The organism is Bradyrhizobium sp. 142 (assembly GCF_023074015.1).
Classification (GTDB): Bacteria; Pseudomonadota; Alphaproteobacteria; order Rhizobiales; family Xanthobacteraceae; genus Bradyrhizobium.
In genome coordinates this window covers 75,700-98,551 of the sequence record NZ_JADPKQ010000073.1, presented here as the reverse complement: position 1 = coordinate 98,551, position 22,852 = coordinate 75,700, and the positions used below count along the sequence as shown (strand labels likewise).

The window sequence follows — 22,852 nt, the reverse complement described above, 5'->3', positions numbered from 1 at the left end:
TGGGACGCAAGGCAGGATTTGAAAATGGCAACGAGCGCAGCGGCACACGGCGATCACGCGCAAGACCACGGACATGACGAGCACGCCCATCCGACCGGATGGCGGCGCTACGTCTATTCGACCAACCACAAGGACATCGGCACGATGTACCTGATCTTCGCGGTCATCGCCGGCGTTATCGGTGCCGCGATGTCGATCGCGATTCGTGCCGAGTTGATGTATCCGGGCGTGCAGATATTCCACGAGACGCACACCTATAACGTGTTCGTGACCAGTCACGGCCTGATCATGATCTTCTTCATGGTCATGCCCGCGATGATCGGCGGCTTCGGCAACTGGTTCGTGCCGCTGATGATCGGCGCGCCGGACATGGCGTTCCCGCGCATGAACAACATCTCGTTCTGGCTGCTGCCGGCCTCCTTCGCGCTGCTCTTGCTGTCGACTTTCGTCGAGGGTGAGCCGGGCGCCAACGGCGTCGGCGCCGGCTGGACCATGTATGCGCCGCTGTCGAGCTCCGGCCATCCGGGCCCGGCCGTCGATTTCGCGATCCTGTCGCTGCATCTGGCGGGTGCCTCGTCGATCCTCGGCGCCATCAACTTCATCACCACGATCTTCAACATGCGCGCACCGGGCATGACCCTGCACAAGATGCCGCTGTTCGTGTGGTCGATCCTGGTGACGGTGTTCCTGCTGCTGCTGTCCTTGCCGGTGCTCGCCGGCGCGATCACCATGCTGCTCACCGATCGCAATTTCGGCACCACCTTCTTTGCGGCCGACGGCGGCGGCGATCCCGTGCTGTTCCAGCACCTGTTCTGGTTCTTCGGTCACCCCGAAGTGTACATCCTGATCCTGCCGGGCTTCGGCATGGTCAGCCAGATCGTGTCGACCTTCTCGCGCAAGCCCGTGTTCGGCTATCTCGGCATGGCCTACGCCATGGTCGCGATCGGCGGCATCGGCTTCGTGGTGTGGGCGCACCACATGTACACGGTCGGCATGTCCTCGGCGACGCAGGCCTATTTCGTCGCCGCCACCATGGTCATCGCAGTTCCGACCGGCGTGAAGATCTTCTCCTGGATCGCCACCATGTGGGGCGGCTCGATCGAATTCCGCGCCCCGATGATCTGGGCGGTGGGCTTCATCTTCCTGTTCACGGTCGGCGGCGTCACCGGTGTCGTGCTGGCGAATGCCGGTGTCGACCGCGTGCTCCAGGACACTTACTACGTCGTCGCGCACTTCCACTACGTGCTGTCGCTCGGTGCCGTGTTCGCGATCTTCGCTGGCTGGTACTACTGGTTTCCGAAGATGTCGGGCTATATGTACAACGAGACGCTTGCGAAGGCGCATTTCTGGTTCACCTTCGTCGGCGTCAACCTGGTGTTCTTCCCGCAGCACTTCCTCGGTCTGTCGGGCATGCCGCGCCGCTATGTCGACTATCCCGACGCGTTCGCGGGCTGGAACCTGGTGTCCTCACTCGGCTCCTACATCTCCGGCTTCGGCGTGCTCATCTTCCTCTACTGCGTGTTCGACGCCTTCATGCGCAGGGTCCCGGCGGGCAACAATCCCTGGGGTGCCGGCGCGACCACGCTGGAGTGGACGCTGTCCTCGCCGCCGCCCTTCCATCAGTTCGAAGTGCTGCCCCGCGTACAGTAAGCAGACTTTCGCGGCGTCCGTGTCGGGCGCCGCGACTCTATAGCGAAGAGTAGGTTTAGGTGTCCGTCCTCGATCACAACGCCATCGACATCAATCCGAGGATCTCCGAGGCGGAGGTCGGCGACTATATCGCGCTGCTCAAGCCGCGGGTGATGTCGCTCGTGATCTTCACCGCGCTGGTCGGGATGGCGATGGCGCCGGGGCACTTCCATCCCGTGCTCGCCATCACTTCGCTGCTCTGCATTGCCGTCGGTGCCGGCGCCTCCGGTGCGCTCAACATGGCGCTCGAAGGCGACATCGACGCCAAGATGTCGCGCACGGCGAACCGGCCGATCCCGCGCGGCCGTATCACCCGGCCCGAGGCGATGACGTTCGGCATGACGCTCGCCTTCTTCTCGGTGATGACGCTCGGCATTCTCGTCAACTGGATCGCGGGCGCGCTGCTCGCCTTCACCATCTTCTTCTACGTCGTCATCTATACGATGGGACTGAAGCGCCGGACCGCACAGAACATCGTGATCGGCGGCGCCGCCGGCGCGCTGCCGCCCGTGGTGGCCTGGGCGTCGGTGACCGGCACCGTCGACGTCGAGCCGCTGCTGCTGTTCGCCATCATCTTCTTCTGGACGCCGCCGCATTTCTGGGCGCTGGCGCTGTTCCGCTCCGACGACTACGCCCGCGCCGGCATTCCGATGTTGCCCAACGTCGCCGGTCCGGACGCGACGCGCCTCCAGATACTGCTCTACACCATCGTGCTGATCGCGGTGGCCGCAGCACCCTGGGCGCTTGGCTATTTCGACGCCATCTACGGTGTTACATCGCTCGTGCTCGGCGCGGGCATGCTGGTGTTTGCTATCAACGTCTATATGCGCCGCGAGCGCAGCCAATCGCTGCGCGCGACCCGCAAGCTGTTTGCCTTCTCCATCTTCTATCTGTTTGCGCTGTTTGCGACCCTGCTGGCAGAGGTCGTGTTCCGGGCGCTGGCGCCGATGGTAGGGGGCGCATGATCGCGGGAATGGCCGACAAACCTGAGCCAGATGGAATCGTCCTCACGGAGGCGCAGAAGAAGAGCCGTCGTCACCGCTCGGTTGCGATCGCACTCGCGCTCGGCGTGCTTGTCCTGCTGTTTTTCGCCGTCACCATGGTCAAGGGACCGGCAGTGCTAGTTAGGCCGATGTAGGGAAAATGGATCAGAAGCCGACCATATCGCCGGAGCAGAGCCGGACGGCCGCCAAGGGTCGTTTCAGCGGCCTTGGCCGCGACGCGCTGGTCGCCTCGATCTGCGGTGGCGTGGTTGCGCTGATGGTCGGCGCCTCCTATGCAGCGGTGCCGTTCTACAACTGGTTCTGCCGTTCCACCGGCTTCAACGGCACCACTCAGGTCGCGACTTCCGCGCCCGCCACGGGTCCCATCGCGCGAAAAATCGCGGTGCGCTTCGATTCCAACGTCGCGCCCGGCCTGCCCTGGAAGTTCGAGCCGGAGCAGAGTGAGATCGAGGTTAATATCGGCCAGGTCACCACCGTTTATTACACCGTGACCAACCAGGCCGCGCGCACCACCGCAGGGCAGGCCGCCTACAACGTCGCGCCGCTGACGGTCGGATCCTATTTCCAGAAGATCAACTGCTTCTGCTTCACCGAGCAGACCATGGCTCCCGGCGAGAAGCGCGAGATGCCGGTGGTGTTCTACGTCGATCCTTCGATCGTCGACGATCATGAGAACGACGCTCTGGGCACGATCACGCTATCCTACACCTTCTATCCGGTGCGCGATCCCGTGGCGAAGCCGCTTGCATCGGGCGACGACGACAAACGCAAGGGAAATCTCTGACCGCCGGAGTCACGCTTCGGGGGTTGGAACAAGGGGATAAGTGCCGGACGGGCACGGGATTGAGGAGAGAGACCGCTATGGCTACGGCGCACACCAAGCATCACGACTATCACCTGGTCGACCCCTCGCCGTGGCCGGCGGTCGGCTCCGTCTCGGCCTTCATCATGGCGGTTGGCGCGATCACCTGGATGCACCACATGTTCTCGGCCGCGCCGATCATCTTCGGCGTCGGCTCCGTCGGCGTGCTCTACACCATGGCGAGCTGGTGGGGCGACGTGATCAAGGAAGCCCAGTACAAGGGCGACCACACCCGCGTCGTGCAGCTGCATCACCGCTATGGCATGATCCTGTTCATCGCCTCCGAGGTGATGTTCTTCGTGGCCTGGTTCTGGGCCTATTTCAATGCGGCGCTATTCCCGGCCGACGCCGTTCACGCCACCCGCGACGCGGTGTTCGGCTGCGGTCTCGGCACCCAGGCCGGCGCCTGCTCGGTGCCGGGCACCTGGCCGCCGCATGGCATCGAAACCTTCGATCCCTGGCACCTGCCGCTGCTGAACACGCTGATCCTGCTCACCTCTGGCACTACGGTGACTTGGGCGCACCATGCGCTGCTCGAGGGCGACCGCAAGGGCCTGAAATACGGCCTGATCCTGACTGTGATCCTGGGTGCGACCTTCACCTGCGTGCAGGCCTATGAGTACAGCCATGCGGCGTTCTCGTTCGCGGGCAACGTCTACGGCGCGACCTTCTTCATGGCGACCGGATTCCATGGCTTCCATGTGCTGGTCGGCACCATCTTCCTGATCGTGTGCTTGGCGCGCGCCTATGTCGGCCATTTCACGCCGACACAGCATCTCGGCTTCGAGTTTGCCGCCTGGTATTGGCACTTCGTCGACGTGGTGTGGCTGTTCCTGTTCCTCTGTATCTATGTCTGGGGACACGGCGCCGAGACCATGGCGCACGGCGCACACTGAGCGGCCATATATCGGATCGAGAGAGGGCGGTCGCAGGGCCGCCCTTTCGCTTTCTACGCGCCGGAGGTTCGGCAGAAACTGTGCTAGACTCCGCATCATGAATGAAACCGCCGGCACATCCGAGACCGAAGTTACTCTCCTGAAGAGCGCGCTGCGCGGGCTTGCCTGCAAATGTCCGCGTTGTGGCCAGGGCAAGCTCTATGCGGGCTTCCTGACGCTCGCCCCGGCCTGCGACCACTGCGGCCTCGACTACGCCTTCATTGATTCCGGCGACGGCCCTGCGATCTTCATCATCATGCTGGCCGGCGCAATCGTGGTCGGCTGCGCGCTCGTCGTCGAAGTCAAGTATCAGCCGCCGTACTGGCTGCATGCGGTACTGTGGCTGCCGCTGATCCTCGCCACCACGCTGCTGCCGCTGCGCGCCATGAAGTCACTGTTGATCGCGCTGCAATTCCACCACAAGGCGGCGCCAGGCCGACTGGTCGACCGCGCCAAATGAACGAGCCCGCGCGCAAGCCTCGCGTGGCCGGCTTCGCGCTGTTCACGCTGCTCCTGACTGCCGCCTTCACCGCACTCGGCGTCTGGCAATTGCAGCGCCGCACCGCAAAGCACGAATTGATCGTCGCGCTCACCGAGCGTCTTGCGGACGCGCCGGTCGCGTTGCCGCCGCCCGCGCAATGGGCCGCGCTACATCCCGCGCGCGACGAATTCCGCCGCGTCAGCTTTACCGCGACGTATGCCCCGATGCCGGATGCGATGGTGTATTCCGCCGGCTCCGCGGTCCGTAAGGATGCATCAGGTCCGGGCACCTGGGCCTTCCTGCCGGCACGGCTTTCGACCGGCGAGATGGTCGTGATCGATGTTGGATTCGTCGAGAACACGATGCAGGATCGCAGCGTCGAAGATCGCGCGGTGAAGAAGCTCGCGACCGGCGCGCCGGTCACGCTCACCGGTTACCTTCGCTTCCCCGAGGCGCCGGGCTGGCTGACGCCGGCGGAGAACCGCGACAAGCGGCTGTGGTTCGTGCGCGATCATCTGGCGATGGCCGGCGCGCTCGGCTGGGGCGCGGTCGCACCATTCTACGTCGACCTGGAGCTGCCGGCGCCCGAGAACGGCATTCCCCGCCCTGGGCCGCTCGACGTGAATCTGAAGGACGACCACCTGCAATACGCCATCACCTGGTTCACCCTCGCAGGCGCTGTGCTGATCGCGTTCGGCGTTTGGGTCAGGGGACGCCGATCCAGCCTTTCGTAGGTTCTCTGGGGAACCCCGTATCGCCCGGGGTTTATTATTCAGCGGACATTCATGAGTGTGGTCCTAAGCCGCATCAAATTTTCCGCGGCAGACAGGATTGCGGCGTGAACGATTTCGATCAGATGGGAATTGTCGTCGACTGGGTGGACGCCTGCCGGAAAGGCGACCTTGCGACCCTGCTGGACCTTTATGCGGACGACGCCCAGCTCGAATGCACCTGTAACGGCACGCGGCGTTATCGCGGACAAGGTGAGCTCGAAACCTATTGGGGACCGCGGCTCAACACTTTCTCGTCGGCAGGATTCGGCCTGGAGGAGATCAATCCCGTGCCGCATGGCATCGATCTCGAATATACCGTCGCAGGCTCGCTGCGCATCCACGCCTTGTTTCGCTTCAATCCGGAAGGCAAGATCCACAGCACGCTGTGCGAGCCGGCGCAGCAGAATCCGCCCGATGGCTGCGCGTGCTAGCCGGCTGCAGCCGCGTCTCGCGTTGATTCGACCGGCAGGCGGCAACGCACATAGGTTCGTTCGTCCGCGCGCAGGAGTGACAGCGATCCGCTGAGCGCGCGCACGCGCTCATGCATGCCGGTCAGTCCGCGGCCGAACACATTGTCGGCGGGAAAGCCGCCGCCGTCGTCCGAGATCTCGATGGCGAGCGCGTCACCCGTGACAGCGGCCTGGACATGGGCATTGCTCGCTCCGGCGTGGCGCAACACGTTGGTGAGGCCCTCCTGGATCAGGCGATAGACTGTCTGCGCCAGCGGTCCGTCGATCCCGTTGAGCGCAGGATCAATCGCCGCCGTCAGGCCGATATGCGGCGCCTGCTTGCGGAAGTTCTGCAGCAGCGTCTGCACACTGGTCTCCAATCCCAATTGCTCAATGTAGAGCGGTCGCAGCCGGTCGAGGATGCGGCGGTTGGTCTGTTGCAGCGCCTCGACCGATTGCAGCACCTGTTGCGCAGAATTGCCGGGATTTCCCGCCAAAGGAGAGGCCTCGATCAGGGCGATCGCGCCAGCGCGGATACCGAACAGCAGCGGGCCAAGTTCATCGTGCAGTTCGCGGGCAAGATCGCGCCGCTCGTCGTCCTGGAGCGACACCAGGCGGTGCAACAGGTCGCGATTGTCCTGGCTTAATTGCGCGAGCGTTGCGGCCAGCGCGTTGGCCTCCTCACAGCTTTGCCGGATTTCCGGCGGTCCCCCGACCGGGATCGGCTTTGCGTATTCGCCGCACCGTATCCGCGTGAGGCCATCGCCGAGATCTTGCAGGGGGCGCAGTGCCGATCCGGCGAAGATGTAGGCGATGACTCCGGTAAGCGCCAGCAGCGCGGCGACGAGGCCGGTCAGTGCGAGGAAGCCGATCCATTTCTCGAACAGGTCGGCCGACAGATCAGGCAAGAACACGATATCGCCGACATGCCTGCCCTCGATCATCACCGGAGACGCGGCGTCCGTGTCCGGGATGGTAAGGAGGTCGATGAACCATTGCGGGACGCCATGCAGGTTGCGCAGGCCGTCCCGCGGGGAGGATGCGGGACCTGCCTCCGCAGCACGGAATTGGATATCAGAGGAGGTGTCCAGGGAATGGACGAATGCATCGAGCGTCTGCCGCGGATTGCCCGAGGTACGCAGGGTGTTGTTGAGCGCGGCGGCCAGCGTCTTCGTCGAGCGTCGGGCCGGTTCGTTCTCGTCGGCCAGTTGGCCTGTTGCAAAGGCCAGGAGCAGCACGCCACCCATGATCAGCGCAGCCACGAAGCTGACGCCGAGCGGAAGAAACAGTTGCGTCCTGAAGGATAGCCTTTCCCACATTAGGTCAATTCTAACGCGCATCGGCCGGTTTTGCTCTTTCCATTTGTTCCCGCCGGTCTATGAGTCGAAAAACAAGAGAGTGCGCGATGCAAGATACCGCCAAGCCGGCGACCAGGGTTCTGATCGTCGACGACCATCCCGTGGTGCTGTCCGGTTGCCGTACCTTGTTCGCGGCCGACCACTCGATCCGCATCGACGAGGCGTCCGACGCCAAATCCGGGCATCGCGCCTATGTCAGCAAGCGGCCCGACGTCACCGTGATCGACATCAGCCTGCCCGACGTCTCGGGCTTCGAGCTGATGCGGCGGATCCGCAAGGATGATCCCGACGCCAAAATCATCATGTTCAGCATGAACGACGACCCGGCCTTCGTGGTACGGGCGGTCGAGCTGGGGGCGCAGGGCTATGTCTCCAAGGGTGACGATCCCAGAATCCTGCTCAAGGCGGTGCGCAAGGTGGTCGCAGGTGATAATTTCATCTCGCCGCAGCTTGCAGAGGCCGTGACGTTTTCAGGCGCCGCGATCAAGGCCAATCCGGCCTCGCTGATGACGCCGCGGGAGCTCGAGATTCTCCGCCTGCTCGGACGCGGCGACAAGATCGTCGAGGTCGCCGAGGCGCTCGGCATCTCCTACAAGACGGTCGCCAACACGACGTCTCTCCTCAAGCAGAAGCTCGGCGCCAAGAACCATTCCGATCTGATCCGGATCGCGGTGGAAATCGGGATGAATTGACACGTCAGAACCGAACCGGCCGCTCCAGGATGCAGCCGGTTCGGCCGGCGGATCGGTGCCGCTCTTCGGCTGGGCAATGCGTGGCCGACAGCGAAACCCATCCGCCGACACAATCGGTCGAGACGGCGTTCGTTCCGCAATCGGCGCCTCAAATCGGGAAAGCATGGCAATTTGCGGCAAGTATCCGGCTCGCGGCGGCCGGTTGCGGCCGTGACACATCGGGAAAAACAGGAACATTTGCGCGGAGCCTGGCGTTTGGCTCTTGACGTCGCGATGACGGGCGACGAAAGGTTGCGCGCAACTCAGGGGTAGGCGACTTCGGAACGAGGCAAACCGGTCTGCACACAACGACAGACCTTCCAAGAGAAGGGCTGCGGCATCGCCGCAGCCCTTTTTCGTTGGACGAGCCCGGACGGGGAAGCGGTTTCCCGATGCCGCAAAACACTCTATGGTGCCGCAAAGCCTCTGGCTGCGAACCAGGAGCATCGTGAAATCAAAGGCTTACGGCTTGAGCGCAGGCGCGGCCGGCCTTTGGAGGGCAGATTGACTCGTTATATATCGACCCGGGGCGAGGCCCCCGAACTTGGCTTTTGCGACGTGATGCTGACCGGGCTTGCTCGCGACGGCGGTCTGTACGTGCCGGCGACCTGGCCCCAGCTTTCGGCGGAGACGATCGCGAGCTTCTTCGGCCGCCCCTATTGGGAGGTTGCCGTCGAGATCATCCGTCCGTTCGCCGGCGGCGAGATCACGGACGCAGAGCTCGGCCGCATGGCGAACGAGGCCTATGCCACCTTCCGCCATCCGGCCGTGGTGCCGTTGCGCCAGATGTCGCCGCACCAGTTCGTGCTGGAGCTGTTCCACGGGCCGACGCTCGCCTTCAAGGACGTGGCGATGCAGCTGATCTCGCGGCTGATGGACCATGTGCTGGCCAAGCGGGGCCAGCGCACCACCATCGTGGTCGCGACCTCCGGCGACACCGGCGGTGCCGCGGTCGAAGCGTTTGCTGGGCTGGAGAATGTCGATCTCATCGTATTGTTTCCGCACGGCCGCATCTCCGAGGTGCAGCGGCGGATGATGACGACGACGGTCGCAGCCAATGTGCATGCGCTGGCCATCGAAGGCACGTTCGATGACTGCCAGGCGCTCGTGAAAGGGATGTTCAACAACCATCGCTTCCGCGACGCGACGGCGCTCTCCGGCGTCAATTCCATCAACTGGGCGCGTATTGTTGCCCAGGTGGTCTACTACTTCACCTCCGCCGTTGCCGCCGGTGCACCGGCGCGCGCGGTTGACTTCATCGTTCCGACCGGCAATTTCGGCGACATCTTTGCCGGCTACGTCGCCAAGCGGATGGGCCTGCCGGTACGCACCCTGCGCATCGCCGCCAACGTCAACGACATCCTCGCCCGCACGCTCAAGACCGGGATCTACGAGGTGCGCGAGGTGCACGCGACTGCGTCGCCCTCGATGGATATCCAGATCTCCTCAAATTTCGAGCGGCTGCTGTTCGAGGCCGGCCGGCGCGATGCGGCCGGCGTTCGCCGTCTGATGGGTTCGCTGAAGCAGTCCGGGCGCTTCGTGCTGCCTGACGCGACGCTGGCGGCGATCCGCGACGAGTTCGACGCCGGGCGCGCCGACGAGACCGAGACCGCGGCTGCGATTCGGGTCGCCTGGCGCGAGGCGGGCGAACTCGTCGATCCCCACACCGCGGTGGCATTGGCGGTCGCCGATCGCGACACCACCGATACGACCGTGCCCAACATCGTGCTCTCGACCGCCCATCCGGCCAAGTTCCCGGATGCCGTGGAGGCGGCCTGCGGCCAGCGGCCGCAACTGCCGGCCTGGCTCGACGGTCTCATGACCAAATCCGAGCACATAAAGGTGATGAAGAACGATCAGGCAGAGGTCGAGCGGTTCGCGCTGTCGGTCAGCCGTGCCGCAAAACAGGGAGTTGCCGGATGAGCGTCGAGATCTCCAAGCTTGCCTCCGGCCTGACCGTCGTCACCGACAAGATGCCTCACGTCGAGACCGCAGCGCTCGGCGTCTGGGCCGGCGTCGGCGGCCGCGACGAGAAGCCGAACGAGCACGGCATCTCGCATCTGCTGGAACACATGGCGTTCAAGGGCACGACTAGGCGCTCCTCGCGTGAGATCGTGGAAGAGATCGAGGCGGTCGGCGGCGATCTCAACGCCGGTACCTCGACCGAGACGACGTCCTACTATGCGCGGGTGCTGAAGGCCGACGTCCCGCTCGCGCTCGACGTGCTCGCCGACATCCTCGCCAATCCCGCCTTCGAGCCGGACGAGCTGGAGCGCGAGAAGAACGTCATCGTGCAGGAGATCGGTGCTGCGCAGGACACGCCCGACGACGTCGTGTTCGAGCATCTCAACGAGCTCTGCTATCCCGACCAGCCGATGGGACGTTCGCTGCTCGGCACCGCAAAGACCTTGCGCGGCTTCAGCCGCGACTCGTTGCGCAGCTATCTGTCGACGCATTATCGCGGACCCGACATGGTAGTGGCGGCCGCAGGCGCCGTCGACCACCAGCAGGTGGTTGCCGAGGCCGAGATGCGCTTTGCGGGTTTTGAGGCGACGCCGGGCCCGAAGCCCCAAGCTGCACAGTTCGGCAAGGGCGGTGCCAAGGTGGTGCATCGCGAGCTCGAGCAGGCGCATTTGACGCTGGCGCTCGAAGGCGTGCCGCAGACCGACTTGTCGCTGTTCTCGCTTCAGGTGTTCACCAACATCCTCGGCGGCGGAATGTCCTCGCGGCTGTTCCAGGAGGTGCGGGAGAAGCGTGGCCTCTGCTATTCGATCTACACCTTCCACGCGCCCTATACCGATACCGGCTTCTTCGGCCTCTACACCGGCACCGATCCCACCGACGCCCCCGAGATGATGGAGGTCGTCATCGACATCATGAATGATGCGGTCGAGACGCTGACCGAGACCGAGATCGCGCGCGCCAAGGCGCAGATGAAGGCCGGCCTGCTGATGGCTCTGGAGAGCTGTTCTTCGCGCGCCGAGCAGCTCGCCCGACACGTGCTGGCCTATGGGCGGCCGCAGACGGTGGAGGAGCTGGTGGCCCGGATCGACGCCGTCAGCGTCGAATCGACCCGCGATGCGGCGCGTGCACTGCTTTCGCGCAGCCGCCCCGCCGTTGTTGCATTGGGCAGCGGAAGAGGTCTGGACACGGCGGTGTCTTTTGCGGAAGGATTGACCCGGGCGCGCGCCAAGGCGCGGCTGCATTAGGAGCCGCATGCGGGCCGCCCGCTTCGGGAAGCATCACCATGGCCCTGTTTCGCCTGCCATCCAGTGGACCCGCCGCCCTCGCGCCGCGCGGCAACGGGCTGTTGCTGCGCGCGCCGCAGATGTCGGACTTCCTGCAATGGGCCCATCTGCGCGAGTCCAGCCGCGACTACCTCACGCCCTGGGAGCCGATCTGGCCGTCGGACGATCTCACCCGGTCCGGCTTCCGCCGCCGCCTGCGCCGCTATTCGGAAGACATCGCCGCGGACCGCTCCTATCCCTTTCTGGTCTTCCGGGAGCTCGACGGCGCCATGATCGGTGGCATCACGCTAGCCAATGTCCGGCGCGGCATCGTGCAGGCCGGCACCATCGGTTACTGGGTCGGGCAGCCCTATGCCCATCGCGGCTACATGACGGCCTCGCTGCGGGTGCTGCTGCCGACGCTGTTCGGCGAGCTCAATCTGCATCGGGTCGAGGCCGCTTGCATTCCCACCAATGCACCGTCGATCCGGGTGCTGGAGAAGTGTGGCTTCTCTCGAGAGGGGCTGGCGCGCCGCTATCTCTGCATCAACGGGATCTGGCAGGACCACCTGCTGTTCGGCCTGCTGCACGAGGATTTCCGCGGCTGAGCCGGGGGCTTCATGCGCGAGATCAATCTCATTCCGGCCCTCTGGTTTCCTGCTCTACTTCCTGCCTTGGGATCGCCGATTTTGGCGATATAACGGCGCGGGCCGGCCGGCATCAGCCGGGACGTGTCAAGGAGTACAGGCGTTCATGAAGGAGCTTCGATCATTGCGGAATGCGCTACGGCGAGGTTCGGTGATCGCGCTGGCGCTGTCGGTCTCGTGTGCGACGATCTCGCCGGGCGCGGCCCAGTCGCTGACCGACCGCTTCAAGGGCTTGTTCGGCGGCACGTCCGACGAGCCGGCCCAGTCGAAGCCGGCGCCCGCGCCGGGCCAGCCGCCAGCCGACGACGACATTGATTGTCCCCAGGTCACGGTGCGCGCCGGAGCGTCGACCTATGCGGTCGGTGCCAACGGCAAACAGGCGGTTGGCAATGACGTTCGTTTCCAGGCCTCCATCACCAAGATGGCGCGCGAATGCGCCCGCAACGGCGGCGACATCACCGTGCGTGTCGGCATCCAGGGCCGCGTCATTGCAGGTCCCGCGGGCGCGCCGACCTCGGTCGATGTCCCGCTGCGCGTCGCTGTGGTCCAGGGCGGCATCGGGGAAAAGGTGATCGCCTCGAAGGCCTACCGGACTAAGGTCGAGATGTCGGAGGCCGGCAGCGTGCCCTTCACATTCGTCGCCGAGGATCTCTCCTACCCGATGCCCTCGGCGGCGGTCGCCGACTCCTACATCTTCTACGTCGGCTTCGATCCGCAGGCGCTGTCGCCGGAGCCGAAGGGGCGGGGGAAGAAGAAGTAAGTACAAGCAACTCCAGCTGTCATTGCCCGCGAAGGCGGGCAATCCAGTATTCCGAAACTGCGAGGCCAACCGAGAAGCCGCGGCGTACTGGATGCCCGCCTTCGCGGGCATGACAGCGGATTTGCGGATGCTGTGTCGGCGCAAAGAAAAAAAGCCGGCGCTCATCGCGCCGGCCTTTTGATTGGTGAGGAAGCTCGCCTCAGTTCAGCTTCTGCCGGACCTCGGTGATGCCCTTGGCGAGCAGGTCGTCGGCGACCTGGCCCTTGACCGACTGCGACAGGATGGTGGAGGCGGCCTGGACGGCGGCTTCCGCGGCTGCGGCGCGAACGTCGGCGAGCGCCTGGGCCTCGGCGAGCGCGATCTTGCCCTCCGCGGTCTTGGTGCGACGGGCGACGAAGTCTTCCATCTTCACCTTGGCGTCGGCCGCAATGCGGTCGGCTTCGGCCTTGGCGTTGGCGATGATATCGGCGGCCTCGCGCTCGGCCGTGGCGCTGCGGGCCTTGTAGTCGGCCAGCACCTTGGCGGCTTCCTGCTTGAGACGCGTTGCGTCGTCGAGCTCGGCCTTGATGCGGGCGGCGCGATGATCGAGCGTCGTCAGCACGGTCTTGTGGACGCCGAGATAGGCGAACACGACCATCAGGATGACGAAGGCGACGGCGACCCAGAATTCAGGTTCAAAGAACATATCGACTAACCCTTCAAGGACGCGTCAACGGCGGCATTGATCGACGCAGCGTCCGGAACCACGCCGGTGAGCTGCTGCACGATCGTGCCCGCCGCATCGGCCGCGATGCCACGGACGTTGCTCATCGCAGCCGTGCGGGTCGAGGCGATGGTCTTCTCCGCCTCGGCGAGCTTGGCTGCCAGCTGATCTTCCAAAGCCTTGCGCTCGGCTTCCGCCTGTGCGTTCAGCTTATCGCGGGTCTCGTTGCCGATCGCCTGCGCCCGCGCCCGCGCCGAAGCGAGCTCGCTTTCATAGGCCTTCAGCGCCGCGTCGGACATGTCCTTCAGCTTCTGCGCCTCGGCGAGGTCGCCCTCGATCTTGTTCTGACGCGCCTCGATCGCACCGCCGATGCGCGGCAGAGCGAGCTTGGACACGATCACGTAAAGCACGACGAAGAAGATCGCGAGCGACACCAGTTGCGAGGCAAAGGTGCTGCTCTCGAACGGCGGAAAGCCGCTACCGTGGTGACCACCGTCAGCCTCGGTGTGAGCGCCCGCCGCCGGACTCTTTGCGCCGCCATGACTTTCAGCCATGGAGTACTCCTGTTGCTGTCATGTGCGCCGCTTCGGTTGAAGCGGCGCGAAGTACGTCCTCAGAGCGGAACGAACAGCAGCAGCAGCGCGATCAGCAGCGAGAAGATGCCGAGCGCTTCGGTCACGGCGAAGCCGAAGATCAGGTTGCCGAACTGGCCCTGAGCAGCCGACGGATTGCGAACGGCTGCGGCGAGGTAGTTACCGAAGATCACGCCGACGCCGACGCCCGCACCGCCCATGCCGATGCACGCGATGCCCGCGCCGATAAGTTTTGCTGCTGCCGGATCCATTTTTGACTCCTTGGAGGAAAGATTGGGTTGTGGGTGGGAATTCCCCGGACCGCTCAGTGTCCCGGATGAATGGCGTCGTTGAGGTAGATGCAGGTCAGGATCGCGAACACGTAAGCCTGGAGGAACGCGACCAGGAGCTCGAGCGCAGTCAGCGCGACCGTGAGCGCCAACGGCAGCACGCCGCCGATCCAACCGACGGCGCCGAGCGAGACGCCGAGCATCGCGACGAAGCCCGCGAATACTTTCAGCGCGATGTGGCCGGCCAGCATGTTGGCGAACAGACGGACGCTGTGGGAGACCGGCCGCAGGAAGAACGACAGGATCTCGATGAACATGACCAGCGGCAGGATGTAGATGGGGACGCCGTGGGGAACGAAAATCTTGAAGAATTTCAGGCCGTTCTTGTAAAGGCCGTAGATCAGGACAGTGAAGAAGACAAGGAGCGCAAGCGCCGCGGTGACGATCAGATGGCTCGAGATCGTGAAGGTGTAGGGGATGATGCCGACCAGGTTCGAGACGCAGATGAACATGAACAGCGAGAAGATCAGCGGGAAGAACTTCATGCCTTCCGAGCCGGCAGTCGAACGGATGGTCGACGCCACGAACTCGTAGGAGATCTCGGCGACCGACTGGAGGCGCCCGGGAACCAGCTGGGTGCCGCTGGCGAGCATCAGGAGCGAGATCACCGCCACTGCCACCAGCATATAGAGCGACGAATTGGTGAAGGCGATCGTGTGATTGCCGATATGGCCGATCGTGAAGAGAGGCTCGATGTTGAACTGGTGGATCGGATCGATTTTCATCAGCGCGGCATCTCTTGGTCTGCCGGACTAGCCGGCTGGTCTCGGTCTACCGGCCGGGCCGGCCCGTACCGGCGAAGCCGGCACGATCAGTTCCTCTCCTCCTGTCGGATTAGCTACGACCCACCGCGCCTGTTTTGACCCGCACCTGCCGTTCTCACCACATTCACCACGCCGGCCACGAAGCCCAGCAGCAGGAACACGATAAATCCGAAAGGTGACGTCGACAGCAAGCGGTCGAAACCCCAGCCAATCCCCGCTCCGACAACGACCCCGGCGACCAACTCGGAGGATAACCGAAAACCAAGCGCCATCGCCGAGGCTCTGGCCGCTCTGTCTTCACCGTCACCTGCGGGTTGCTCGGTCTTGATCCGTCGGTCGCGTAATTCGGACAACCGTTGGTCAAGACTTCCGAGCCGTTCGGAAAGCGCAGCTTCCTCGGACGATCTATCGCCGTTTCCATTCTCGCCGTGTCCCGCGCTCTGTGCCATGCAACAAAGACCCGAAACGCCGCGCCCAAATGGAAATTACGTCCGCCACCCTCAAAAGCCGCGCGGACCATACTGAGCACACATAATCAAGTCAAGCCGGGTCACGAATGCGTCGTCTCCGATTATCTATTTGATTTGATTGATGATATTGTCGTGCGCGCCAGCGCCGCACACAGCGTGACGCCGCGGCGCAGCAGCTGCCCGCGCGATCTGCCGATGTGGCCGACATTTCGCCATGCCGCCGGGATCAAAGGGATCGCTGCGGCCGTTGATTTCATTGACCGGTTTAGGCGGCGGATTCCGCCGCCGGGGTGTAGACTTGCAGGAAAGAAGCAGCAGCGCCGTGGCGGAGAGCGCGATGAGACCAGCGAAATCATCCACAACATCATGGCTTGCAGCCTTGGCGCTCGCCGCCCTGGTTGCAATCAGCGGCGGCCTCGTTGCCGCGCAATCCACGCCCGACAGCGACAATGGCCGCTATTCCATGACGCCCATCCCGGAGGGCGTGCTGCGGCTCGACACCCGCACCGGCACGATGTCGACCTGCACGAAGAACGGCACCGACTGGGCCTGTTACGTAGTGCCCGACGAGCGCGCTGCATTCGATGCCGAGATCGGCCGGCTCCAGGCCGAGGTGGACAAGCTGAAGGGCCAGCTCGCTACCGGGCCGACCGTGTCGGGCAAGGTCGACGAGGCGCTGCCGAAGTCAGATTCGTTGAAGAAGGCGGAGCCGAAGGTCGCCGACGGCGAGCGCAAGATCGAGATCCCGCTGCCGAGTGACCAGGATGTCGACCGCGTGATGTCGTTCCTGGAAAAGGCATGGCGACGGCTGATCGACATGGCGAGCCGCGTCCAGAAGGACGTGTCGGGGAAGATTTGAGAGTTTAAATGACATCTGACAAGCACATGACGCGCTCGGTGCCGTCGATTGTGCAAGCCACGTCCATCAGTACCTCGATATTGACGGTACCGACGCCCGGACGAGGCTTGGTCGATCTCACGGCCGAAGTTGCGAAGTTCAGCAAGGACGTTCGTGCACGAGTCGGCGCGGTGACGCTGTTCATCCGCCACACCTCGGCGTCGCTGACGATCCAGGAAAACGCCGATCCTTCCGTGCTCGTCGATCTCGGCACCGCGCTGTCCCGGCTCGCGCCCGAAAATGCCGGCTGGACCCATGACACCGAAGGGCCGGACGATATGCCGGCGCATATAAAGACAATGCTGACGCAGACCTCGCTCAACGTGCCGGTCCTGGATGGCGCGCTTGCGCTGGGTACGTGGCAGGCGATCTATCTGATCGAGCATCGTAGCCGTCCGCATCGGCGCGAGGTCGTGCTGCAATTTATCGGCTCATCGCAGTGACAAAACAAAACCGGCCGCGGATACCCGCGGCCGGTTTGTCATCCGTGAAGCCGGCGTCGTACGCCGGCATCCTGCGATCAGTTCGACTTGATGTCGACGTCCTTGGTCTCGGGGAGGAAGAGGAAGCCGACCACTGCGGTGATCACCGCGAACGCGATCGGATACCAGAGGCCCGCATAAATGTCGCCGCTCGAGGCCACGATCGCGAATGCGGTCGCGGGCAACAGGCCGCCGAACCAGCCGTTGCCGATGTGATAGGGCAGCGACATCGAGGTGTAGCGGATCTTGGTCGGGAACAGCTCGACCAGCATCGCCGCGATCGGCCCGTAGACCATCGTGACGAAGATCACCAGGATGAACAAGAGTCCGATGATCGCTGCGACGTGCGGGCGGAAGATGTCGAACGGATTCGACATCTTCACGATGCCGGCGTCACCTGCCTTGGGATAGCCGGCTGCCTGCACCGCAGCGAGCACCGCCGGGTTGCTGTCCTTGGCGTTGCTGTAGGCCACATCCTTGCCGTTGACGACGACCTTGACGCCGGAGCCGGCCGCGCCGCTGGTCGTTGCGTACTTGACCGACGACTGCGACAGGAAGGCGCGTGCCGTGTCGCATGGCGAGGTGAAGACGCGGGTACCGACCGGGTTGAACAGGTCGCCGCAGCCCGCGGGATCGGCCACCACCTCGACCTTCGTTGCCTCGATCGCCTTCTCCAGCGCCGGGTTGGCATTGGTGGTGATCATCTTGAAGATCGGGAAGAAGGTCAGCGCCGCAATCAGGCAGCCGCCGAGGATGATCGGCTTGCGGCCGATCTTATCCGAGAGCGCGCCGAACACGATGAAGAAGCCGGTGCCGAACAGGAGCGACCAGGCGATCAGCAGGTTCGCCGTGTAACCGTCGACCTTCAGGATCGATTGCAGGAAGAACAGCGCGTAGAACTGGCCGGTGTACCAGACCACGCCCTGGCCCATCGTGCCCCCGAGCAGCGCGAGCAGCACGAGCTTGCCGTTCTGCCAGTTGGCGAAGGCCTCCGTCAGCGGCGCCTTCGAGCTCTTGCCCTCGTCCTTCATCTTCTGGAAGATCGGCGATTCATTGAGGCGGAGACGGATCCAGACCGAGACGCCGAGCAACAGCACGGAGACCAGGAACGGGATGCGCCAACCCCACGCAGCGAAATCGGCTTCGCCGATCGCGGAACGGGTGAACAGGATCACCAGCAGCGACAGGAACAGGCCGAGCGTCGCGGTGGTCTGGATGAACGAGGTATAGTAGCCGCGCTTGCCGTTCGGCGCATGCTCGGCGACATAGGTGGCCGCACCGCCATACTCGCCGCCGAGGGCGAGACCTTGGGCGAGACGCAACGCGATCAGGATCACGGGAGCTGCGAAGCCGATGGTCGCGGCGTTCGGCAGCAGGCCGACGATGAAGGTCGACAGGCCCATGATCAGGATGGTGACAAGGAAGGTGTATTTGCGGCCGACGATGTCGCCGATACGGCCGAACACGATGGCACCGAACGGGCGGACCAGGAAGCCCGCAGCAAACGCCAGCAGCGCGAAGATGTCGCGCGTTGCCGGCGGATAGGCCGAGAAGAACTGCGCGCCGATGATCGAAGCCAGCGATCCGTAAAGGTAGAAGTCGTACCACTCGAAGACGGTACCGAGCGAGGAGGCGAGAATGACGAAACGTTCGTCCTTCGTCATACCTCCTGTGCGCGCCTGAGACACAGCCATTGTCGACATGTTGCGATCGCTCCCCGAAACGTGTTTCCTCATGTCCCCGACGTCCGGATCCTCCCGGATCGACCAGGGCCTTGCCGCCAAAGTAACATCGCCGTGAAACCGACCCCAATACGACTTTCGGCCTTGCGCACTGACGCTCGCCTGATGCGCGGGTATCGGGTGCCGAGCAGCAGCACGCGGCTTGTGGATTAACCCCTTTGCCACAAAGGGATAATGTGCACTTGCATGCCACGGCTGGTCGGGGAAGAATTGAGCCGACCCGGATCCGGCTGACTGGCCCGGCGCGAACGATAGCAAGAGATCGATGAACGCTCCCTCGACCCATCTCATCATCGCCGATGATCACCCGCTGTTCCGCGATGCGCTTCGGCAGGCGGTGGCCGGGGTCCTGACCTCGGCCAAGATCGATGAGGCCGGATCGTTCGAGGATTTGACCAAGTTTCTGGAGCAGACGTCCGATGTCGACCTGATCCTGCTCGACCTCTCGATGCCCGGGATTTCAGGCTTTTCCGGCCTGATCTATCTGCGCGCGCAATATCCTGCGATCCCGGTGGTCATCGTCTCGGCCTCCGACGACAGCGCCACGATCCGCCGCTCGCTCGATTTCGGCGCCTCCGGCTTCATTCCGAAGCGCTTCGGGGTCGAGACGCTGCGCGATGCGATCCTCAAAGTCATGGAGGGAGATGTCTGGGTTCCCGCCGACACCGACCTGTCGGCCGCCGCCGACCCCGACATGACCCGGCTGCGCGACCGCCTGGTGACGCTGACGCCGCAGCAGGTGCGGGTTCTGATGATGCTGTCGGAGGGCCTCCTCAACAAGCAGATCGCCTACGAGCTCGGTGTCTCTGAGGCCACCATCAAGGCCCATGTCTCGGCGATCCTGCAAAAGCTCGGTGTCGAAAGCCGCACCCAGGCTGTGATCGCCGCCGCGAAGATCGCCGGCGGGCAGTGGAGGCAGGGCACCCCGACGGGGTGATTCCGCTACAGCGTCTTCATGAGCGAACTGGCTGCCCTGATATCAGCCGTCTCGGAACCTACAACGAAGCCTTCGAGCGCCGATTGAAGCGATAGCCTTGCTTCCTTGCGGCGGTGCTGTTCAGCGAGAAGCTGCGCAAGATCGATCGCCGCCCTCAATTCCCATGCTTTCGCGCCTTTGCGGCGGCTGAGCTCAAGCGATTGCATCAAATGGGTCTCCGCCTTCTCGGCCTCGGGCCGCGGCAGGGACAGCAGCACCTTGCCTTTCAGGCGCAACAGCTCAGGCATGTACAAATGATCGCCGCTTTGCTCGACAAGGCGGATCGCATCGTCGATCAAGCGCGCGCTCTGTTCGATCTGATCGAGTGCCAGAAGGCCATGAACCAGCGCGATGTTGAACGTCGTGGTTAGCAGTTCGTAGCCGGCATCGTGAAGTTCCTGGAGGCAGGGCCTGATCGTCTCGACGCCGCCCGCGGCGTCGCCGCGCCGGATCGCGAGTTCGCCTTTCACGCCTCTTCCGACCGCAAGATACGGGCCCATCGAGCGCGACTCGGCGTGAGCGATGAATCGATCGATGTTCTCTTCCGCACCGTCGATGTCTCCGCCCCACAGATCGATCGAGACCGCCCAGATCAAGGCGATACAAAGCGTGATCGGATGGTCCATCTGGGCGGCCTCGGCGACGGTCTGCTGCGCCAGTTGCCGCGCACGCGAAGACTGGCCCTGCAGCCACAGCTCTCTGGCAAGCGAGATGCCGGCCCGATTGCGATGATCGAAGCCGTAGACCGTACTGATCCGTTCCGTGCCGGGCCCCTCCCAGGCGAGCTCCAGCATTTTCAGCGCATCGCGATGCTCGCCGGCCAGATGCAGCGAGACGCCCAGCAGTGAATGGGCGAGAGCGATGGAGGCGGGATCGCCCAGCGCTTCGGCGACGATGAGGCTCTGCCGCGCATAGCCGAGCGCCGTGTCGAACTGTCCGATGCGCTCGTGGAAGATGTGCATACGGCCAAGCAGCTGGAGCTGGTTCGGCGCGTCTCCGCGCGTCTCGGCGATCGCAAGGCTCCTGGTCAGGGCGTTGCGCGCGGCCTCGCTGCCACCGCGCGTGAACATCAAGGTCAGTCCGAGAGCGGCCTGGAGGTGCATTTCCGCGGCACTGCCGCGCGCGGGCGGATCAATCGCAAGCAGCGCCCGCTCGGACCAGCGCCTGCACTCGATGAGCAGGGACATCGCCAGAAAGATTGGTGCCGCGGCGGCGGCGAGAGCGACTCCGATGCCGGCGTCGCCGCCGGTCCCAAAACTCCAGTCCAGCGCGGCGCGTACATTGTGAAGTGCGGAAAAATGGATCACGCGTTCGTCGGCGCTCGGCACCGTCGCCCATGTCGTGCCGGCCTGTTCCAGCCATCGCCGGTAGTAGTTGGCGTGGCGGGCAGCGAGTGCAGCTTCGTCTCGCGCGATCTCGAGCAGATAGGCGCGCGTCGTGTCCAGCAGGCGGTAGCGCATCATCGCGCCGATCGGTCGCGGCGCCACCATCGACTTGGCGACGAGGCTGTCGATGGCTTCAAACAGCCGAGCGCGGTCGACGCGTTCGTCCGGTACGACCTCGAGCGCGGCGTCAATGGTGAAATGCCCGGCGAAGACTGCAAGCCGGCGCAGCACGAGGCGTTCGACGTCGGACAGGAGCTCGTAGCTCCAGTCCAGCGTAGTCTGCAACGTCTTCTGCCGCGGCGGCGCGGTACGCTGACCCTGCCAGAGCAGGTTGAGGCGTTCATCCAGCAGCGCCGCGGTCTGCTTCAGGCCATAGGCTTCGACCCGGCCGGCGGCGAGCTCGATCGCCAGGGCCATGCCGTCGAGCTTGCGGCAGATACCAGCGGCGATGGCGGCATTGGTATCGTCGAGCGCGATCTGCGCGCCGCCGGCTCTCGCGCGTTCGAGAAACAGTTCCAGCGCGGGATAGGTCTGCGCGACGGCGGCCGTCAGTCCGGGGCCATCGGGTGGAACGGCAAGCGGCGCCAGTCGATAGACCTGCTCGCCCTCGACGCGCAGAGCTTCCCGGCTGGTGGCCAGGATATGAACCTGCGGCGCGGTCCGAAATATCTCTGCAGCCAGAGGCGCGGCCGCCGCGATGACGTGCTCGCAATTGTCCAGGATCAGCAGCAGCTTCTTGTCATGCAGATGCGCAAGCAAGGCGGGCATCGGATCGTCGGTCTGCGCCGGCAGGCCGAGCATCAGCAGGATCGAGGTGATCACGAGATCGGGATCGCTGAGCGCGGCAAGATCGACGAAATGCGCGGCATCGGCGAACGTCTCGAGCAGGTCGTGGGCGATCGCCACGGCAATTGCGGTCTTGCCGACGCCGCCCGGGCCGACGATCGTGATGAAGCGCGACGCGATGAGTTTTTCCGACAAGGTAGCGATCGCATCGTCCCGCCCGACCATCCGCTGCAGCCGGTTCGGAAGTTTGACGGGCGGCAATTCCGCCCCGCTCGCAGGGCGGCGCTGTGCGGGACGACCGCTCCGCGAGATCGGCGCCACGAAGCAATGGCCGCGCCCGGACAGCGTTGTGATGTAGCGGGCGCCGTCCTTGCCGTCGCCCAGAGCTTTCCGAAGCGCCGCGATGTGAAAGCGCAAGTTCGCTTCCTCGACGAGCATGCCGGGCCAGACCAGGTCCATCAGCTCCAGCTTGCTGACCACCTCGTTCGGCCGCGACATCAATGCGATCAGCGTATCGAAGCTCTTGGCGCCGAACGGCAGCACGACGCCCTCGCGCGTCACGAGCCTCTCCTGCGGCGTCACGGTGAATGGCCCGAACGATAGCATTCCTGCCGTGGGCCCTGCCGGCTCAGTCATGGCGAAGTCTGTCCATTTGAGAGAACCGGATAGCCAGCGGACTGCGATCCGGCAAGGCCGGCCTTGCATCGTGATCAGAACGTGGGTGCAGGTCTCGCAATCGCGGGTTCCGCACGGGCCTCACAACTTCTCACAAGACCAAACGGGTGTGCCGCGGCTGCTGCTGCTAGGC

At 64.2% G+C, this 22,852-nt stretch carries 24 protein-coding genes; 16 read left to right on the top strand and 8 right to left on the bottom strand.

Annotated elements, in window-relative coordinates:
- The first annotated feature begins 24 nt into the window (after positions 1–24).
- The 8 genes from ctaD to IVA82_RS07940 all read left to right on the top strand — a co-directional run bounded on the left by ctaD (position 25) and on the right by IVA82_RS07940 (position 6,175).
- A complete protein-coding gene (ctaD, locus tag IVA82_RS07975) occupies positions 25–1,650 on the top strand; it encodes a cytochrome c oxidase subunit I (RefSeq protein WP_148742234.1) in 1,626 nt (541 codons plus the stop codon).
- 59 nt (positions 1,651–1,709) lie between these two features.
- Positions 1,710–2,654: a heme o synthase gene (locus IVA82_RS07970; protein ID WP_247388980.1), complete on the top strand. Its 945-nt coding sequence runs from the start codon at positions 1,710–1,712 to the stop codon at positions 2,652–2,654.
- Positions 2,651–2,827, top strand: coding sequence for a CoxF protein (locus IVA82_RS07965; RefSeq protein WP_247388979.1), 177 nt, complete (start codon positions 2,651–2,653; stop codon positions 2,825–2,827). Before IVA82_RS07970 ends, IVA82_RS07965 begins: the two co-directional genes overlap by 4 nt.
- A gap of 5 nt (positions 2,828–2,832) precedes the next feature.
- Positions 2,833–3,477, top strand: a complete 645-nt coding sequence (locus IVA82_RS07960; protein WP_148742240.1) for a cytochrome c oxidase assembly protein — start codon at positions 2,833–2,835, stop codon at positions 3,475–3,477.
- A 77-nt stretch (positions 3,478–3,554) separates the two neighbouring features.
- Entirely contained in the window at positions 3,555–4,451 is an 897-nt protein-coding gene (locus IVA82_RS07955) for a cytochrome c oxidase subunit 3 (RefSeq protein ID WP_247388978.1), read from the top strand.
- A gap of 97 nt (positions 4,452–4,548) precedes the next feature.
- Entirely contained in the window at positions 4,549–4,950 is a 402-nt protein-coding gene (locus tag IVA82_RS07950) for a DUF983 domain-containing protein (protein WP_247388977.1), read from the top strand.
- Positions 4,947–5,705 carry an SURF1 family protein gene (locus tag IVA82_RS07945; RefSeq protein WP_247388976.1) on the top strand — a complete coding sequence of 253 codons (759 nt, stop codon included), beginning with the start codon at positions 4,947–4,949 and terminating at the stop codon, positions 5,703–5,705. Before IVA82_RS07950 ends, IVA82_RS07945 begins: the two co-directional genes overlap by 4 nt.
- A gap of 104 nt (positions 5,706–5,809) precedes the next feature.
- Positions 5,810–6,175 (top strand): nuclear transport factor 2 family protein, encoded by a 366-nt coding sequence (locus IVA82_RS07940; RefSeq protein ID WP_247388975.1) that lies wholly within the window; start codon positions 5,810–5,812, stop codon positions 6,173–6,175.
- Here the strand turns inward: IVA82_RS07940 and IVA82_RS07935 are convergent.
- A complete protein-coding gene (locus IVA82_RS07935) occupies positions 6,172–7,512 on the bottom strand; it encodes a histidine kinase (RefSeq protein WP_247388974.1) in 1,341 nt (446 codons plus the stop codon). The two genes, IVA82_RS07940 and IVA82_RS07935, sit on opposite strands and share 4 nt — an antisense overlap.
- Positions 7,513–7,598: 86 nt before the next feature.
- Here IVA82_RS07935 and IVA82_RS07930 point away from each other — a divergent pair, with 86 nt between their 5' ends.
- From IVA82_RS07930 to IVA82_RS07910, 5 genes are all read left to right on the top strand, one after another.
- A complete protein-coding gene (locus IVA82_RS07930) occupies positions 7,599–8,243 on the top strand; it encodes a response regulator transcription factor (protein ID WP_247388973.1) in 645 nt (214 codons plus the stop codon).
- 543 nt (positions 8,244–8,786) lie between these two features.
- Positions 8,787–10,205: a threonine synthase gene (gene thrC, locus IVA82_RS07925; RefSeq protein ID WP_247388972.1), complete on the top strand. Its 1,419-nt coding sequence runs from the start codon at positions 8,787–8,789 to the stop codon at positions 10,203–10,205.
- The gene (locus IVA82_RS07920) at positions 10,202–11,491 is read left to right on the top strand and encodes a pitrilysin family protein (protein ID WP_247388971.1); all 1,290 of its coding nucleotides are present in this window, start codon (positions 10,202–10,204) and stop codon (positions 11,489–11,491) included. Before thrC ends, IVA82_RS07920 begins: the two co-directional genes overlap by 4 nt.
- A gap of 38 nt (positions 11,492–11,529) precedes the next feature.
- Entirely contained in the window at positions 11,530–12,117 is a 588-nt protein-coding gene (locus tag IVA82_RS07915; RefSeq protein WP_247388970.1) for a GNAT family protein, read from the top strand.
- A 145-nt stretch (positions 12,118–12,262) separates the two neighbouring features.
- Entirely contained in the window at positions 12,263–12,916 is a 654-nt protein-coding gene (locus IVA82_RS07910; protein ID WP_247388969.1) for a hypothetical protein, read from the top strand.
- A 199-nt stretch (positions 12,917–13,115) separates the two neighbouring features.
- On the opposite strand, the gene IVA82_RS07905 is transcribed toward IVA82_RS07910, so the two are convergent.
- From IVA82_RS07905 to IVA82_RS07885, 5 genes are all read right to left on the bottom strand, one after another.
- A complete protein-coding gene (locus tag IVA82_RS07905; RefSeq protein ID WP_247388968.1) occupies positions 13,116–13,601 on the bottom strand; it encodes an ATP F0F1 synthase subunit B in 486 nt (161 codons plus the stop codon).
- A gap of 5 nt (positions 13,602–13,606) precedes the next feature.
- Positions 13,607–14,173, bottom strand: a complete 567-nt coding sequence (locus tag IVA82_RS07900) for a F0F1 ATP synthase subunit B' (RefSeq protein WP_148742263.1) — start codon at positions 14,171–14,173, stop codon at positions 13,607–13,609.
- Between the two features lie 59 nt (positions 14,174–14,232).
- Positions 14,233–14,463, bottom strand: coding sequence for a F0F1 ATP synthase subunit C (locus tag IVA82_RS07895; RefSeq protein ID WP_007599451.1), 231 nt, complete (start codon positions 14,461–14,463; stop codon positions 14,233–14,235).
- Positions 14,464–14,516: 53 nt separating this feature from the next.
- Complete coding sequence (locus IVA82_RS07890; protein WP_247388967.1) at positions 14,517–15,266, bottom strand: F0F1 ATP synthase subunit A; 750 nt, start codon at positions 15,264–15,266, stop codon at positions 14,517–14,519.
- 113 nt (positions 15,267–15,379) lie between these two features.
- Positions 15,380–15,754 (bottom strand): AtpZ/AtpI family protein, encoded by a 375-nt coding sequence (locus IVA82_RS07885; protein WP_148742268.1) that lies wholly within the window; start codon positions 15,752–15,754, stop codon positions 15,380–15,382.
- A 358-nt stretch (positions 15,755–16,112) separates the two neighbouring features.
- On the opposite strand from IVA82_RS07885, the gene IVA82_RS07880 reads away from it, so the two are divergent.
- Together IVA82_RS07880 and IVA82_RS07875 are read left to right on the top strand one after the other, a co-directional pair.
- Positions 16,113–16,634 (top strand): hypothetical protein, encoded by a 522-nt coding sequence (locus IVA82_RS07880; protein WP_247388966.1) that lies wholly within the window; start codon positions 16,113–16,115, stop codon positions 16,632–16,634.
- Positions 16,635–16,642: 8 nt separating this feature from the next.
- A complete protein-coding gene (locus IVA82_RS07875) occupies positions 16,643–17,116 on the top strand; it encodes a secondary thiamine-phosphate synthase enzyme YjbQ (RefSeq protein WP_247388965.1) in 474 nt (157 codons plus the stop codon).
- Positions 17,117–17,193: 77 nt separating this feature from the next.
- On the opposite strand, the gene IVA82_RS07870 is transcribed toward IVA82_RS07875, so the two are convergent.
- Positions 17,194–18,819 carry an MFS transporter gene (locus IVA82_RS07870; RefSeq protein WP_247493232.1) on the bottom strand — a complete coding sequence of 542 codons (1,626 nt, stop codon included), beginning with the start codon at positions 18,817–18,819 and terminating at the stop codon, positions 17,194–17,196.
- Between the two features lie 343 nt (positions 18,820–19,162).
- Here IVA82_RS07870 and IVA82_RS07865 point away from each other — a divergent pair, with 343 nt between their 5' ends.
- A complete protein-coding gene (locus IVA82_RS07865) occupies positions 19,163–19,834 on the top strand; it encodes a response regulator transcription factor (RefSeq protein WP_247388963.1) in 672 nt (223 codons plus the stop codon).
- A gap of 5 nt (positions 19,835–19,839) precedes the next feature.
- Here IVA82_RS07865 and IVA82_RS07860 read toward each other — a convergent pair whose 3' ends face one another.
- A complete protein-coding gene (locus IVA82_RS07860) occupies positions 19,840–22,680 on the bottom strand; it encodes a winged helix-turn-helix domain-containing protein (protein WP_247388962.1) in 2,841 nt (946 codons plus the stop codon).
- Positions 22,681–22,852: the final 172 nt, after the last annotated feature.

Coding starts and splice junctions, on each gene's coding strand:
- ctaD (WP_148742234.1), top strand. CDS start 25: ATGGCAACGAGCGCAGCGGCACACGGCGATCACGCGCAAGACCACGGA.
- IVA82_RS07965 (WP_247388979.1), top strand. CDS start 2,651: ATGATCGCGGGAATGGCCGACAAACCTGAGCCAGATGGAATCGTCCTC.
- IVA82_RS07960 (WP_148742240.1), top strand. CDS start 2,833: ATGGATCAGAAGCCGACCATATCGCCGGAGCAGAGCCGGACGGCCGCC.
- IVA82_RS07955 (WP_247388978.1), top strand. CDS start 3,555: ATGGCTACGGCGCACACCAAGCATCACGACTATCACCTGGTCGACCCC.
- IVA82_RS07950 (WP_247388977.1), top strand. CDS start 4,549: ATGAATGAAACCGCCGGCACATCCGAGACCGAAGTTACTCTCCTGAAG.
- IVA82_RS07945 (WP_247388976.1), top strand. CDS start 4,947: ATGAACGAGCCCGCGCGCAAGCCTCGCGTGGCCGGCTTCGCGCTGTTC.
- IVA82_RS07935 (WP_247388974.1), bottom strand. CDS start 7,512: ATGTGGGAAAGGCTATCCTTCAGGACGCAACTGTTTCTTCCGCTCGGC.
- IVA82_RS07930 (WP_247388973.1), top strand. CDS start 7,599: ATGCAAGATACCGCCAAGCCGGCGACCAGGGTTCTGATCGTCGACGAC.
- IVA82_RS07920 (WP_247388971.1), top strand. CDS start 10,202: ATGAGCGTCGAGATCTCCAAGCTTGCCTCCGGCCTGACCGTCGTCACC.
- IVA82_RS07915 (WP_247388970.1), top strand. CDS start 11,530: ATGGCCCTGTTTCGCCTGCCATCCAGTGGACCCGCCGCCCTCGCGCCG.
- IVA82_RS07910 (WP_247388969.1), top strand. CDS start 12,263: ATGAAGGAGCTTCGATCATTGCGGAATGCGCTACGGCGAGGTTCGGTG.
- IVA82_RS07905 (WP_247388968.1), bottom strand. CDS start 13,601: ATGTTCTTTGAACCTGAATTCTGGGTCGCCGTCGCCTTCGTCATCCTG.
- IVA82_RS07900 (WP_148742263.1), bottom strand. CDS start 14,173: ATGGCTGAAAGTCATGGCGGCGCAAAGAGTCCGGCGGCGGGCGCTCAC.
- IVA82_RS07895 (WP_007599451.1), bottom strand. CDS start 14,463: ATGGATCCGGCAGCAGCAAAACTTATCGGCGCGGGCATCGCGTGCATC.
- IVA82_RS07890 (WP_247388967.1), bottom strand. CDS start 15,266: ATGAAAATCGATCCGATCCACCAGTTCAACATCGAGCCTCTCTTCACG.
- IVA82_RS07885 (WP_148742268.1), bottom strand. CDS start 15,754: ATGGCACAGAGCGCGGGACACGGCGAGAATGGAAACGGCGATAGATCG.
- IVA82_RS07880 (WP_247388966.1), top strand. CDS start 16,113: ATGAGACCAGCGAAATCATCCACAACATCATGGCTTGCAGCCTTGGCG.
- IVA82_RS07875 (WP_247388965.1), top strand. CDS start 16,643: ATGACATCTGACAAGCACATGACGCGCTCGGTGCCGTCGATTGTGCAA.
- IVA82_RS07870 (WP_247493232.1), bottom strand. CDS start 18,819: ATGACGAAGGACGAACGTTTCGTCATTCTCGCCTCCTCGCTCGGTACC.
- IVA82_RS07865 (WP_247388963.1), top strand. CDS start 19,163: ATGAACGCTCCCTCGACCCATCTCATCATCGCCGATGATCACCCGCTG.
- IVA82_RS07860 (WP_247388962.1), bottom strand. CDS start 22,680: ATGACTGAGCCGGCAGGGCCCACGGCAGGAATGCTATCGTTCGGGCCA.